The organism is Prochlorococcus sp. MIT 0701, assembly GCF_000760295.1.
In the GTDB taxonomy this organism is placed as follows: domain Bacteria; phylum Cyanobacteriota; class Cyanobacteriia; order PCC-6307; family Cyanobiaceae; genus Prochlorococcus.
The window spans coordinates 1-13778 of the sequence record NZ_JNBA01000041.1 but is presented as its reverse complement, the minus strand read 5'-3'; the positions used below and the strand labels follow the sequence as shown (position 1 = coordinate 13778).

The window sequence follows — 13778 nt, the reverse complement described above, 5'->3', positions numbered from 1 at the left end:
CTTCGTCATGGGAGAGATTGACGCCAAGAGTTAAGCCATCAGCGATCACATAATCCAGCGCGACTTGCACACCAGAACCATCAGCATCATCAAGATCGCCTTGCTGGTAGTAATAACCAACAGAGGCATTGAGATCAGGCGTGATGAAATAACCAACATCTAAGCCGTAGGTATCTAACGCACCGCCTAAATAACGACTGTTAAGGCGCTGCTCTGTATCACCAACTGGAATAAGGGCATAGGCATTGAATTTCCATGTATCTGATACAGCTTCTAGACCAGCTGCGATCTGCTGGAAGAAGGCACTTTCCTTGTCATAGAGAGTGACACCTGAATCAGCATTGCCTGTATTCATTGGCCGGCTGTCATAGCCAGCATTGATGCCGTACGTCCAGCTGCGATCACCGTTCAGCCAGCGATAACCCAAACGGGTTGATGTGCTGATCGTGGTGCCAGCGACCTCTGTATTGATGATGCTGCTGTAGCCTTCGTAATCAGAAAAGTTGGCATTGAGCAGCACATCAGCAAAGAACACACTGTTCTCGCCAACAGCAATTGGCAGGAACCCACCAATACCTGCTTGATTGGGTGTGCCTGCTCCTTGCAATGCGCCCTGAAAACCCCAGTTGAACTTGACTGCATCCTTGAGGGTGATCCCCATCACCCCTAGATCTGCTGCACTGCCATCCTCTTGAGCAGCTACTGGCTGGATGGGAGTGCTAGCTAGTGCAAGAGCAGCAGCACCAGTGAGCGATAAGGAGAGGCGCAGGGAACGCTGCATTGGATAATAATGGGGTTGTGGATTGATCAGCTGGGTGATTATTTAAAGGATTGCTGCTTCAACAACTCAGTAACTTGCTGCCTTGGCCTGTTCCTTTAGCTGCCTGATCTCTTCCTTTAATCCAGCAATAGTTTTAGCCTTTTCTTTTTGGTCATTAAGCAGCCTATCTTTCTGGCTGGTAAGTGTATCGATTTGAGCACCTTGTTGATTGATCAGTTTCGTTGCATGGATGAGTCTGTCCGCTTCGGAACTATCACTTGGTAAATCCTTGAATGCACCAAGTGCAGCTTTGGGTTTGGACTTTCTGTTTGGATTTAGGATCCTCTTAACTTCACTCTCACTGCCTTCTATTTTCCTTTCCTCTATTGCGTTGTAAACTCTCTCTCGCTGCTTTGGCTCTGCGTTAGCCATTGCATTCAAAGTACGAGCTGACATCATCGCCAGTAGCTTGGGACTGACCTCAGAATCTTTCAGCCATTTAGTCCAAGCATTCTCTAGATCTTGACTAGCTTTCTTCGATAAACCTGTAACACCAGATTCGATAAATGCAGTCCAACTACCCTTCTTCAGATTGCTCCTTAGGAAATGGAGATGCTCTGCAATGGCGACCTGCGACTGACCGATCGACTCATGCTCTTCTTGAATCTCCAGTACCCTGCCAGCAACCAGCTGTTGGATTACAGGGGTTTCGTTTTGCCTGATTGCCGCTGGTATGACAACTGCGGCTAGAGCTTCTTCGTACTCATTGCCTGAGCTAATCTCTGACTCCGTGAAAGTCATAAAGAGTTGACTGGATTATGGGTAAGAGTAACGTCACTGGACGAAGCTCGTCCATATGGGTAGAAATACCTACGCCTATCTGTAGGCTCCTTTGTATTGACTCTTTACCTCCAATGGCTTTCAAATTCAATATAAATCGTGCTTAATACCCGAACTAGCACCAACTAAACTAGCAGTAAACTGAAAACCCTTGCAATATCAGGTGCTTACCCACTTTTATGTAAAACGACCATGGTTAAACAGCTTCACGGATCACGTTTTAAGTTGCTTGATCACGTATTTATACCTATGTGTACTTCTACTTCTAGCAACAGCTTTGTAAAGTTTCCCTTTTCTTTCAGCTGGTTCAAGTTCTGGTTTGACTAGCAACAAACTAGCAACTCAAATAGCCGAAAGGTCTTGGTATGACTTAACTACTCTGACTCTTCGCACATGAAACCATGATCGGCGCCATTGATCTCTACGTAGCGCAGTCGCTCTTCATGAGGATCCTGCATGCGTAATGCCGCTTGGATTGCTTGCCGATCTGAAGTTGGGATCAACGGATCTGCTGTACCGCACAGACATGTCAGTCGGCCTGAGACCTGCGGCAATAATTCGAGGCTTGGTGCACCACCTCCCGGGCGGGTCTTGCTTACACCGGCACCATAAAAATTGAAGGTCTCGCTCACCTCGGTCATGGTTGCAGTGATCAGTGCAGCGTGTCCGCCGAAACAGAAGCCAACCACAGTGATTTGTGGTTGATCAAACTGTTTGTTAAGCCAACAAATAGCTGTGTAGGTATCGGTAAGGATTTGCTCCATTGAGGTTGAGTCCTTGTGTCGACGACCTTCGATCAGGTTGTCTTCGCTATAGCCAAGCTCTAGCTCCGGTGCGGTGCGAGAAAATAGTGGCATCGCCAGGGCTGGGATGCCTCTAGTGGCGAGGCGATCGGCAACACTGCGAACCCAGTTATTGACTCCGAAGATTTCTGGTAACACCAGGGCAACACGATTCGGCTCTTCAACGATTTCATCACGATCTTGACTCGGTTTTGACCACCAGCAGCGCAGGGGGACCGCGCCTTCTTTGATCAAAATCCATTCGCTTTTCATTTGAGTAGCTGTCTCATGTTGTCGGTGCGAAGGTTTTTGGCAGATTTCTGCAGTATGGGGCGTTTAGCTTGCTGATCTAGGAGTTGCTTTGCCTTGATCATTGGGTAGAGGTGGCAGGCTCTCTAGGAGTGGCTGGTCTGCCTTGATAAGGGCTTTTGTGATCTTGTTTAGATCTCAAATAGCCTCTTCTATAACCAATTTTGCCGATGGCATCAATGGCTTGTGGTGCTCGTAGCTCTTAAGACTGCCCTTGCTTGAGACGATGAGTCAACGAAGGCCGGTCTCCTTGCCGGCGATGGTGAACTTTGGGGTGATCACTACTCAGCAATCTGGTGAGATGCCAGTTCATCAAAGCTTTGCGCCATTTTTGCTTTGAGGCTTTTTAATGGCTTGATGGATCCTTTAGACCCTTTAAGCCAGGCTGGAACACACCTTCCATTAGCAATCCTGCTTGTCATAACAGCGGTTGGAGCGTTTTTTGGAGGTGCACTCATCACTGCATTGATCCGCGCCAGATCTGAGCTTGGCTGGTTTAAGAGGGAAAAGGAATGAACAATTTTGCTGCCACCTATGTTGTTTTTGTTCAGGCCATTGGGGCACTGGTGATCTTTGGTGTTGCTGCTTATGCAATCAAAAAGATGCTGCTTAAGGGGCAAAAGCGAATCGATGAGCCAGCTATTCGAGTTGAGGTGCCAAGACGATGAGCTCTTACAACCTTGTTGTTTTGGTTTCCTCGATGGAGGTGTTTGCTTTTTCAATCAGTGAGCTTATGAATTTCTCATTGCCTTGGGTTCCTGGTGGCGGAGTGATTGCCGTGTTTTCAATGATATTAATTTGGCGTCTTTTTAAGCGCAATTCGGATAGTAAATGAGTCTTTGCAATATTCTCTTTTCGCTGATGGTAAGCTAAGTAATTTTGCATTCATGCTCATGTGATTTTTCGGAAATGCTAAAGAGTAAATTGTATTAGTTGATAATTTCAATTTGGCTTCTTTGTTCGTCTAGGCAATGTTGGCAAGGACCCTTTCTGTGAAATCAACCTAGACTCCTTTTGATGAAAATTCTTGGTTTGTTTTTATCATCTCATCAATGCTCGATCATAAAGCAATTGCCTTGAGGATCATATATGGCTCATTGTGAAATGCTTGGGAACGAGGCCTTCAGGCCATCTAGCAACATCTGCACGGCAATAGATGTAAGCACCATTCCCATTACTTTGGTGAGCACTTGTAGGGCTGATGTAGTAATCCTGGAGGAAAGCAATTCTCCGGCTTCAAAAATCAGATATATCAAAGCAGCTAATAGTAGAATTATAAGGCTTAAAGAGAGCTTGCCAATTATTGAAGAAATGTCCGGATCGGCAATTGCAACAGTAAGTGTACCTGGGCCTGCAAGAAGAGGAATGCCGATAGGCACGATTCCTTTCACTGAAGAACCCTTGTCTCGATCAATTGAGGCTGGGTCATGGTGCTCTTCTGGTGGTTTGGATCGGAGCATGGAAAGACCAATCAAGATAACAATTAACCCACCAGATATTTGAAAGGCTCCTTGGCTTATGCCGAAAATTGCCAGCAAATCATTTCCGAGCCATGTAGCCAAGAGAAGTGCGATCAGGAAGGTGAAAGCACTGTTGCGTGCGATTGCCTTATCGGTTTTTTGATCTCCATCTGTGAATGAAAGATAGATCGGCAGATTGCCAATAGGGTTAGCAACAGTAAAGATTCCAATGGCAGTGTTTAGAAGAGACATAAAGATTGGAATTAATCGTTTTTATTGATAACACTTACGGGTCTGATGAACCGCAGATGTTAATTCTATGCCAGGTGTTGTTGATCTGTGAGCGCCTCTATTGGCAGCAGATCGCGATCGGCAATGGGTTTGATTTCAACAGGCTTAATATGTAGGCTACTTATAATGGGCTGAGATTGCCTTGTGTAAGACGGATTATTTCAGTAATGGTAAATGCTTTAATAACTTCATGTTGAGAAGGTGGTTCTTCTCTTTTGGTAGGTCAATATCTTATGGATTTGGTGATTTGAGATTTCCATTCCATTCTGGTAAAAAATGGACGAACCTTTAACTCGATCGACGTGAACTCTTTCTTCTCAAGCAAACACCCTCAACCTGGCACGCAGATCGATGCTGTGCTGGACCCTGTGATTCCAGAACTTAACGAGTTGGTGGCGAAGACGCCAGGGACCCTTTCGCTGGCCCAGGGCATGGTGAATTGGGCTCCACCCGTTGCCGTAAAACTGGCAATGAACAATGCTCTGTTGAATCAAGAATCAAGCCTTAATCGTTATGGCCCGGTTCGAGGTGATCCCGCTTTGCTTGAGCTGATTAAGCAAAAATTGATGATCCAGAACGGTTTGGATTTGGCCGAAAGCATGGTCATGGTCACTGCAGGTAGCAACATGGCATTTCATGCAATTGCTCAGGTTCTCTGTGATCCTGGAGATGAGGTCATTCTGCCGCTGCCTTATTACTTCAATCACTTTATGGCTATTCAGTTGGCCGGTGGAGTCCCTGTTCCTGTGGATGCTGGCTTGATACCTAACCCTGAGCTCATAGAGGCTGCGATTACAAAACGCACCCGTGCCATTGTCACGATAAGTCCTAATAATCCAAGCGGAATCGTTTTCCCTCAAACCTTACTTGCCGCCATCAATGGGATCTGTGAACAGCATGGTTTGCTGCACATCAGCGATGAGGCCTATGAGGATTTTGTGTTTGGTGATGTACCTCATTGGAGCCCTGGCTCTCTTCCTGGAGCAGCGAATCATACTGTTTCTCTCTATTCGTTCTCCAAGGCCTATGGCATGGCCGGATGGCGTCTGGGTTATATGTCAGCTCCTATTGGTTGGAGTCAGGCTTTGGCCAAGGTTCAAGACACAGTCATGATTTGTCCGCCCCGCTTTTGCCAACGAGCAGCGATTGCGGCCTTGTCAGATGGTTCTGGTTGGATGCGGCAGAATGTCTCTCAATTCATGAGTCGATATCAGTTGCTATTGAAGCGTTTTGCCGCTAGCAACGATCGACCCTGGCGCTTTTTACATCAACCCAATGGAGCTTTTTATGGCTTACTTGAAGTGGATTGTGGTTGCAATGGAGACACCTTGATGCGTCAGCTGGTAAGAGATTATCGAGTTGCCACGATTGGAGGTTGTAGTTTTGGTTTTAAGAACGAGAGTTGTGTACTGCGCATCAGCGTGGGGATGCTTGAAGGCGCTGAATTGATAGATGCCTTTGATCGTTTGGAGGCAGGCTTGCTTAATGCAGTTAAAAAGGAGTCCGTTCCACCTGAATAACGAAGTCAATTAAAATTAACTCTTTTATTTTATTTAAAAAAAGCAAATACCACTTTTCAAGTTCTAAATAGGCGGTGAATTCTGATCAACTCTGCAGAGGCGAGTTTTGATGCTGCAATCTCGCACAAATCATGCAAGACGGTAAATGTATTAAGGTTGTCATTGCCTAGTGTTATGGCTATAAGCTTACATCCATTACTATGAAAACTTGTAGAATTGTGCGGATGAGATTTAATGATTTTTTTACCTCTTAAGTGGCCCATTTTTTTAAGTAAGTCTTTGATTGGATCTAATTATTACTGGCTATTATGCTTCCTATGGTTTTCACCCTAATTCATTAAAAGGTAAATAGTGATCAGAATTATTGCTGATAAGTCTATGGGAATGATTGTAGGTGTTGATGGCCCTTGCCTTGCATGTTTTTGGGCTATCTTCTTGTCATCACTCTTTGAGCGTCCATGAAGTGATAAAGCCTTCGTCTGTTGGTGAGAATGTCAATCATGCTGTGTGGATGGATGGATCTAATTATAGGGGCTTTTGTTTTCATTCTTCCGTGTCTAATTTCACCCATTCTCCTCTCATATACAAATAAATTTCGACCTTCTGGCAATCCGGACTGACTCTATTACGGCAATCTAACTTTGATGATTGAAATTATTTTTTCTCGTCAGTATCCAAGCCTAATGCTGAGACAATAAGGGTATTTTCTAATACCTTTGGATATAACAATACACCAATGATCACCGATATGACCGCTGTGACAATGAATGTAGTGACTTGGCCTATTGAACCTGGCAAGTAGATTTCAGCGTTCAGAAATGGCAAATCAATCAGAGAACCTATCGTTCCCCAAATCATTACCCATGCAGATACATATCCAATGCCAAACCAGTCTTTCTTGGACATGTGACCCCTGAAAAAACGAACAATTCTTTAATACTACCCGATAGACACACAAAGGCTTGATAAAGTGGCATCTCTTATGTACAGCTTGGCTGATCAGTAACAACACCTATGCTCTGCTGCCAATGACTTCCCCAAGTCTTGTAGTGGCTGTTTTTGCTTGCTGCAGCGTCTCTTCATCTTCTTTCTCATGGTGTTGGACCGCAGATTGATCCGCGTCAGGCGCTACCGCTAAGTGGCTTGATTCTGTTGAATGAGGTCTTGGCACAAGTGAGTAAATGATTGGTTTATCTCAAACAAAAGACAAACTTAGCTCCATATAAGAGCTTGTTCTCGTTAGTGTCTTTGCTTCTATTCGTCATCCTTAAAGAAGCCTGAATGTTCTGCTCCGTCTTCTCTTTAAACATTCCATCAGGACTGGTACTAGGTTCAAGTGAGTGATCCTTCGACTCGCTCATGGCGATTAGCATTACCTCTCCATGCCCAGAGAGCACGATTAATGAACTGGGTATCCGGGAATGGCCAATTTGGACTTGTGAGTCCAGCACCTTTCCTTGGACCTATGCTGAACAGGAAACCTGCCTATTGCTGGAAGGCGAGGTGAGCGTTACACCCGAAGGCGGAAAGCCCGTTCACTTTGGTGCAGGAGATCTTGTGGTGTTCTCTGCTGGAATGTCCTGTATTTGGCAGGTTCATAAGGCAGTTCGCAAGCACTACCGCTTTGGTTGATGAATGAGGTATGACGGCTAGCTGTGAAGTGAAATCGCTTAATACTGGATTAATGCATGGTCTAAGAGATGTAAATGATTGGCTGATGACTCTCGGAAAACGATAGAGAGGCCATCTGTATAACTGCCTAGTATGTTATACTATGTTAGCGTATTTATTTAATGTCGAGCTGGGATTTTGGAGGGTATTTTTTGCGCAGTTGAGTTTCAGCAAATAGGTTTTGTGCTTTTTGGGTTGGCCTGCTCACGATCGGCCTGACGTTCATCGCGTGCTAAGAGCCAATGCACTATTCAATTGAAGGCTATAAGGGGCAGAAGGGGCTTAAACACAAGTGTCAATTGTTAAGTCATTCGAGAGCATCTTGCAGTTGCTTGACCCGAAGCATTGCTGATTTTTTCTCTGAACGAGTCGATGTTGACTGGGGTTTCTGCTGAGCAGCCTGGACTGCGACATGAGCCTGTCGGCCAAAGCTCTCCTCTGTTGTAGGCCTCAAGGATGGATTTGTAGTGGTCTTCTTTCGGCCTTGCTTGATGTGCCATCTACTCATGTGTTTTCTTTGCTTGAAAGCAAGCGCATCAACCTGCAATGCGCGATCGGAGGGAATACTCAATAAGAGTGCTCTCTCCCTTAGAGAGATCTATTCATGCATCGTGATTTGAGAGTCGCCATAGGGTGAAGACCCTGAACCTTGACTAAGCTAGATAATGGAGTAGATCAGAAATTAAGCTATGGCTGGAGTCATTACCGGGGTAATTTCTCTATCACTTCATCTAGTCTGGAAGTTTAGAACAGCGAATAGCGAGAGAGCTAAGTGGAAGATCTTGCTACCTACCGCATGGTTCCCTCGCCAATATGTAATATTTGCATCCTTATCCCAGTTTTCATTGCTGGTTAAAAAGAGTATCAATTCGCGAGACTTAAATACTGGCTTGATTGACTAAGCGAGGATAATCCACGCCCGATTGTCTCAGCCTCATAAGCCTTTGATAAGCAACTAGTGGTGAAAATAAATTCATAAACTTTCTGTACAAACAAGGTTGTTTTGAACTGGTTTTTAATTTGTTTCGCACATGTGGATCTGTTTGTGCTGCTCTTTTCTCTTCCTATTTTTTATTATTATTTTTTCAGCTTTTAATTGAAGTAGTATAGAATATATTTATCTATTTATTCACTTTTGCATTGATCAAGCTTGGTTGTTGATTTATATTTTGTTGAAGATTTCACTGAAATGGCCGTAAACCGCCATGTTTCAATAGTAGCACTCCAATAATCATAGGGCATCCCTGCCTTTTGTTTTAGTTGCCCGACGAATTCAGTCTTCTCCGGAAGACTTTCCCAGACTTGTGGTAGAAAAACACTACGCTTACCCTGGTCAGAGATGATCAGACCATCGACTTGAGGTCGCAATTGATGCAAGAAATCTGCTTCGTCTGAGAATGACATTTTTTCAAACGGACTAAGAAGCGAGATTGATATCTCAAGTGCTGACGACTCTTCTATCTTTATGGGCGCAAACCGAGGATCTTTCATTGCAGCTTTATAGGCATTCTCGACGACATCAGCGATGAGCGGTTTACAGGCCTGGACTGTACCGATACAGCCTCGTAAATTTCCGTTCTTATTTAACGTGACAAAAGTGGCACGATTTTCCTGAAGCTCTGGCGGGAAAGAAGCGATGTCTACAGCAGGAGGATGACCATTCTTGATCGAATAGGCAACGGTCTGTGCTGCGATTCGGATGAGACGTCCTCCTTCACGATTCAGTAGACCCCAATCATCTTCCAATCGTAGAGAATTGCTTTGATAGTCTTTCTTGCATGCGGCCCAGGAGCCATAACCAACAACTCGTTCTTTGTTGCCTGCTGTGTCACCAGAGTTTCGTAAATCAAGTCGCTCAACAGAGAGGCCATACTTGCGTGCAGCAATCAACATTCCTGCGACTGGAATACACCCACATGCTTTCTCTGGGCTAAGCATGGCTGGATTCATACTCTCGATAGATTGAGCTGTCTCTCTATCAATCTTCTGGGCATTTTTGTAGTCCTTGAAATGGCTGAGATCAGTGCTGATTAGAAACCGTGTCGAATCACTGCCCCAGAGACGTTCAATGACTTCGGCAACCTGTTCGCTGGAAACGGCACCAACCACAAGAGGTAGCAATTTGAAGTCGCCAAGAACTTTTTGTAGAAATGGAAGATGGACCTCAAGTGAATGCTCTTGCCGGTGTGGTTCGTCATCGATCACGATCTGCGGTAAATCAGTTATCGCCGCGATGGCTTCCCTATCGATCGCAACCTCTCCTAGTGGTGTCTTGAAGGCATCTACTGTTGGCACGGCAATGCCATGTAACGAGATTCGATGGGATGGGCCTATCAAAACAATGCGTTCAATCTTGTCTTTTTGACTTTGCCAAGCGATATAGGCATTTGCTGCGACTTGACCCGAGTAAACGTAACCTGCATGTGGAGCAATTAGTGCCTTAGGCTCTAACGTTTGTGGTACAGGAGCATTTGCTATGAATCTACCGACGTCGGTGGCGAGGGTTTCTCTGTCAGCTGGATAAAATAGACCGGCGACTGCAGGGGCTCTCACATTGATCATTGTCTAAGTCTCTTTGCTTAAGTTGCTAATAGATTCAAGCTGGAAACCATTGATGCTTGACATTCTCACTTGGAGGCAGTTGCGTTGCCAACGTTTCATTTTGATTGGCTGAGGAGGCGATAAATGAGAGTCTATCTTGGTCAGTTTTTGTCATTAAGCATAAGTTTAATATCAGAGTAAAATGTTTTGTTAGAACTGTATTGCTAGGCACTGTTTGGTCAGCTTCGATTGCTGACATTAGCGGCCAACACGTACCGGTTGACGTCGCCTGCCCCACTGACCTGGGTTTGCATCAAAATGTCCAGGGATCTTTGCTCCACATTGTGAGCAAGTTCCTTTCAATGTTGTTGAAAGCCCCCACTGACCCAATGCATACCAGTCGCGCTCGATCAGTAAATGGTTGCAATTAGGGCAATGTGTGTTGTCCCCAGCCGGGTCATGCACGTTACCTGTATAGACAAATTGAAGACCCTCTTCCATAGCGATCGCCCGCGCCTTTGTCAGTGTTGAGGGCGGTGTTTTTGGTCGCTTTAGCTTGTAGTCAGGGTGATAGGCAGAAAAATGAATCGGTATTGTTGGGCGCAGCTCTTCGCGGACCCAGGCTGCGAGTTCTCGGATTTCGTCATCGCCATCGTTTTCTTCCGGGATCAATAGGGTTGTGATCTCAACCCAAATATCTGTTTCGTGCACCAGATAGCGAAGGGTGTCTTTGACTGGCTCAATCTCGCCTGCACATAAGTCTCGGTAGAAGCGTTGAGTGAAGGCTTTGAGATCTACATTGACTGCATCCATCTCTTCGAAGAACTCCGCTCGAGCATTTTTGGTGATGTATCCGGCAGTTACTGCCACATTTTTGATCCCACGCTTTCGAGTTTCTTGTGCTACATCGATGGCATATTCAGCAAAGATCACAGGATCGTTGTAGGTAAAGGCTATTGACCGGCATCCATGTTTTTGGGCGGTCTCAGCTATCCCCTCAGGTGAGGCCACGTCCATCAAACGATCCATCTCTCGAGACTTCGAGATGTCCCAATTTTGACAGAACTTGCAACCTAGATTGCAACCTGCTGTTCCGAATGAAAGCACTGAAGAACCAGGAAAAAAATGATTGAGCGGTTTCTTTTCGATCGGGTCGATGCAAAAACCACTCGAACGTCCGTAGGTGGTTAGGGCCATGCCTGAAGACGTGGCTTGTCGCACAAAACAAAAACCTCGCTGGCCCGGTTTCATTTGGCAATGACGAGGGCAGAGATCGCATTGAATTTTTTCGCCTTCTTGCGACCACCATCGCCCTAGGTGTAATGAAGCTGTATCAATCATGGTGTGGCTGGCTTTGTGATCAAGAAATCATTGAGTTCCATCAAAACAATTTGATTACCTATCTCCAGGGATTCACTCTAACTGTAATTTGTTTTGAATGTCTTGAAATTGCTATTAAAATATTAAAGGATATTGCTAAGATCCATTAGAACCATAGGAGAGTAAAGTCATATTGATTCTCCAAGCAATCCTACCCCCATCACGCATCATCAGATGTACAGGTTGGAGAGGTTGGTGTGTTCATAAGGCCCAGATGCCTTGAAGAAGAGATATTGGATTTGCTGAGTCTCCTTTATTGATAGTGATGTGAACGAGTGAGCACAGCGAGCGAGTGAACCACAGCCTTTCATACAACTTCCTTTCCTCGTCTAACTTCGAGTAAATGTATATTAGCAGCTTAGTATTGACCAGCTTATAGGCCTTGAGCTTTGTTTAGTTGTTAGATGTTTATGATAACTGACTATTCTAAGTAGTGTTCAAGCATAAGTATTTAGCTACGGCCAGACTTCAGGATACTCAATAATTATTTCAGGATCCTTAGGCGTAGAGTTACATTCTTCTTTGACTACTTTTTCTACTAAAGTTTTAGACCATCTGTCAAATCTTCTTGCATATGTGGTCTTACATTCCTCTATGAAGACTTTCCCTCTAGTTTCTGATTGCGTTACTGCCGATTTAGTAATGCATACGTATTGATGCTCTCCTTCGATTAGATCATATACTTCTCGGCTACATTGACGGATTGAGTTTTTAAATCCCTGAGCATTGACACTATCCTGCATCACTAATAATAGTAGGATTAAAGTGCTAAGTGATAAATTCATAGCAATAGCATGTCTCTAAAATTAGTTGCTCTTACTCTTTATCCTTAGGTCGTTGTCTCAGGATATAGAGCCAAGCAACTGTCGCTAGTGCGACTGTAAACTCCGTAAGTATTGTTGCATTGCCCGCAAAGAAATCGTTCCAGCTAGAGGTGTTGTTCAAGTATTGATCTTTTGGCTGCTCATAGTCTAGCCGTAAGCCAGTACAAAATGCTACCAATATGTTGCTGGTGGTTTTGTTCCTAGTGACAGGCACGAATCAATAATTTTTCAACTCTATTGTTGAATTTAAGCCGCAGGCAGTATGAGATTTCAGAGACCGTTTGTGTCTGGCTTGTCTATTCTTGTCGGCTTCTGTCTTGTGTTAAAGACACTTAATCGTCACTGCTGCTATTGATAACCAGACTATTTGTTAATACAAATTTCCCATCTTATTTTTAAGCCAGTCTACACTTTAAGAACATAGCGCTAACAAAAGAAAGCCATCGCTCTAATCAGCTGAGATCTCTGATTCTTTAGACTACGTTGTCTAATCTGCGGTTGATATGGGCGTAAATCTGACTGCTCTGAGACCTGCTAGGTCGTACAGACGATCTCGGCTTGAACAGGATCTAAAGACTTAGCTAGGATTAATTTTTTTGCCGCTAATGTAATACTGTTAAACTGTTGAAATGCCTAAATTAAAGTGGGAAGGCTTAACTGCTCCCCTTCTTGCTTGATTCCTGCTGACCAATCTTGAACCACAGCAGAATGAAGTAAACCGATGAGATGCCTAGGAAGATCAACGTCAAGATCATCCATGTCCCCATGCTTAGGCCAAGCACGCCTGCATTGCGTGCGTCGCCGACTGTGGCGTAGGCCAGAAGAGTGGGGAAAGTCAATGGGGTCAGTTTGTTCTGGTTATCAGTTCAGCACGGCTAGGTGGTTGGTCGTTGAACCTTGCGCATTGAAAAAAGGAGCCCCTTTGCTTGATGGAGGCGCGCTGAAGTAAAAAGCCGATTGATCCCCATCACCCAGCCACTAGGAACAGGCTTGGAACCTTTCATGCGCAGAAACACTACTACTGGTGCCACTTGTACTTTCTTTAAGCCGAAGCGCTATTTGTAGGGGCTTGCGTCAATAAGCTCTTTCCCTTAGAAATAAAGCTCCCCATCACCCAGGCCCGTCGCGTTCACGCGAGGGTCTTTTTTTTGTTGATCAGCCTCCCAATTGGGCTCCAATGAGCCTCCTTGTTGGTCGAGGGCATAATGCAGAAAGCTTGATGAGCGGTGATTCGATGGACGAACCGCAGCCGAAAGAGAGTTTGCTCAAGAAGGGTGGACGAATCGGAGCAATCCTTGGTTTCGTCTGGATTGCTCTGAATATTGTTGTGCCATTGGCTTTGTTGCGTGTGCCAGCGGTGCAGCGCTGGCTAGTGGCCTTTGACGACAAGCTCCCTTTTC

At 45.0% G+C, this 13778-nt stretch carries 14 protein-coding genes; 5 read left to right on the top strand and 9 right to left on the bottom strand.

Annotated elements, in window-relative coordinates; translation table 11 throughout:
- The 3 genes from EV12_RS12420 to EV12_RS12410 all read right to left on the bottom strand — a co-directional run.
- Positions 1–781, bottom strand: a 781-nt coding sequence (locus tag EV12_RS12420) for a carbamoyl-phosphate synthase (protein WP_036915884.1), incomplete at its 3' end; no start/stop codon positions are given.
- Between the two features lie 66 nt (positions 782–847).
- Positions 848–1561, bottom strand: a complete 714-nt coding sequence (locus EV12_RS12945; RefSeq protein WP_052043469.1) for a hypothetical protein — start codon at positions 1559–1561, stop codon at positions 848–850.
- 413 nt (positions 1562–1974) lie between these two features.
- Entirely contained in the window at positions 1975–2655 is a 681-nt protein-coding gene (locus EV12_RS12410; protein ID WP_052039549.1) for a dienelactone hydrolase family protein, read from the bottom strand.
- A 548-nt stretch (positions 2656–3203) separates the two neighbouring features.
- Between EV12_RS12410 and EV12_RS14365 the strand changes: the two genes are divergently transcribed.
- Both EV12_RS14365 and EV12_RS14360 read left to right on the top strand, forming a co-directional pair.
- The gene (locus EV12_RS14365) at positions 3204–3359 is read left to right on the top strand and encodes a hypothetical protein (protein WP_193742239.1); all 156 of its coding nucleotides are present in this window, start codon (positions 3204–3206) and stop codon (positions 3357–3359) included.
- Positions 3356–3526: a hypothetical protein gene (locus EV12_RS14360; protein ID WP_193742238.1), complete on the top strand. Its 171-nt coding sequence runs from the start codon at positions 3356–3358 to the stop codon at positions 3524–3526. Before EV12_RS14365 ends, EV12_RS14360 begins: the two co-directional genes overlap by 4 nt.
- Positions 3527–3785: 259 nt before the next feature.
- On the opposite strand, the gene EV12_RS12400 is transcribed toward EV12_RS14360, so the two are convergent.
- Positions 3786–4403, bottom strand: coding sequence for a MarC family protein (locus EV12_RS12400; RefSeq protein ID WP_036915880.1), 618 nt, complete (start codon positions 4401–4403; stop codon positions 3786–3788).
- Between the two features lie 341 nt (positions 4404–4744).
- Between EV12_RS12400 and EV12_RS12395 the strand changes: the two genes are divergently transcribed.
- A complete protein-coding gene (locus tag EV12_RS12395) occupies positions 4745–5962 on the top strand; it encodes a pyridoxal phosphate-dependent aminotransferase (RefSeq protein WP_036915878.1) in 1218 nt (405 codons plus the stop codon).
- A 654-nt stretch (positions 5963–6616) separates the two neighbouring features.
- Here EV12_RS12395 and EV12_RS12390 read toward each other — a convergent pair.
- Positions 6617–6868 carry a hypothetical protein gene (locus EV12_RS12390; protein WP_052039548.1) on the bottom strand — a complete coding sequence of 84 codons (252 nt, stop codon included), beginning with the start codon at positions 6866–6868 and terminating at the stop codon, positions 6617–6619.
- A gap of 453 nt (positions 6869–7321) precedes the next feature.
- Here EV12_RS12390 and EV12_RS12385 point away from each other — a divergent pair, with 453 nt between their 5' ends.
- Positions 7322–7594, top strand: coding sequence for a cupin domain-containing protein (locus EV12_RS12385; RefSeq protein ID WP_036915877.1), 273 nt, complete (start codon positions 7322–7324; stop codon positions 7592–7594).
- 346 nt (positions 7595–7940) lie between these two features.
- Here EV12_RS12385 and EV12_RS14355 read toward each other — a convergent pair whose 3' ends face one another.
- The 4 genes from EV12_RS14355 to EV12_RS13790 all read right to left on the bottom strand — a co-directional run bounded on the left by EV12_RS14355 (position 7941) and on the right by EV12_RS13790 (position 13217).
- A complete protein-coding gene (locus EV12_RS14355; protein ID WP_036915876.1) occupies positions 7941–8204 on the bottom strand; it encodes a hypothetical protein in 264 nt (87 codons plus the stop codon).
- A 554-nt stretch (positions 8205–8758) separates the two neighbouring features.
- Positions 8759–10195, bottom strand: coding sequence for an AmmeMemoRadiSam system protein B (gene amrB / locus EV12_RS13795; RefSeq protein ID WP_052039547.1), 1437 nt, complete (start codon positions 10193–10195; stop codon positions 8759–8761).
- Positions 10196–10432: 237 nt separating this feature from the next.
- Positions 10433–11515, bottom strand: coding sequence for an AmmeMemoRadiSam system radical SAM enzyme (amrS, locus tag EV12_RS12365; protein ID WP_036915872.1), 1083 nt, complete (start codon positions 11513–11515; stop codon positions 10433–10435).
- 1516 nt (positions 11516–13031) lie between these two features.
- The gene (locus EV12_RS13790; protein ID WP_036931278.1) at positions 13032–13217 is read right to left on the bottom strand and encodes a hypothetical protein; all 186 of its coding nucleotides are present in this window, start codon (positions 13215–13217) and stop codon (positions 13032–13034) included.
- 338 nt (positions 13218–13555) lie between these two features.
- On the opposite strand from EV12_RS13790, the gene EV12_RS12360 reads away from it, so the two are divergent.
- On the top strand, positions 13556–13778 hold a 223-nt coding region (locus tag EV12_RS12360; protein WP_072014325.1), incomplete at its 3' end, for a Signal peptidase I.

What these genes read in the sequence shown, in the direction of transcription:
- EV12_RS12945 (WP_052043469.1), bottom strand. Translation starts at nt 1,561, where the DNA reads ATGACTTTCACGGAGTCAGAGATTAGCTCAGGCAATGAGTACGAAGAA.
- EV12_RS12410 (WP_052039549.1), bottom strand. Translation starts at nt 2,655, where the DNA reads ATGAAAAGCGAATGGATTTTGATCAAAGAAGGCGCGGTCCCCCTGCGC.
- EV12_RS14365 (WP_193742239.1), top strand. Translation starts at nt 3,204, where the DNA reads ATGAACAATTTTGCTGCCACCTATGTTGTTTTTGTTCAGGCCATTGGG.
- EV12_RS14360 (WP_193742238.1), top strand. Translation starts at nt 3,356, where the DNA reads ATGAGCTCTTACAACCTTGTTGTTTTGGTTTCCTCGATGGAGGTGTTT.
- EV12_RS12400 (WP_036915880.1), bottom strand. Translation starts at nt 4,403, where the DNA reads ATGTCTCTTCTAAACACTGCCATTGGAATCTTTACTGTTGCTAACCCT.
- EV12_RS12390 (WP_052039548.1), bottom strand. Translation starts at nt 6,868, where the DNA reads ATGTCCAAGAAAGACTGGTTTGGCATTGGATATGTATCTGCATGGGTA.
- EV12_RS12385 (WP_036915877.1), top strand. Translation starts at nt 7,322, where the DNA reads ATGGCGATTAGCATTACCTCTCCATGCCCAGAGAGCACGATTAATGAA.
- amrB (WP_052039547.1), bottom strand. Translation starts at nt 10,195, where the DNA reads ATGATCAATGTGAGAGCCCCTGCAGTCGCCGGTCTATTTTATCCAGCT.
- amrS (WP_036915872.1), bottom strand. Translation starts at nt 11,515, where the DNA reads ATGATTGATACAGCTTCATTACACCTAGGGCGATGGTGGTCGCAAGAA.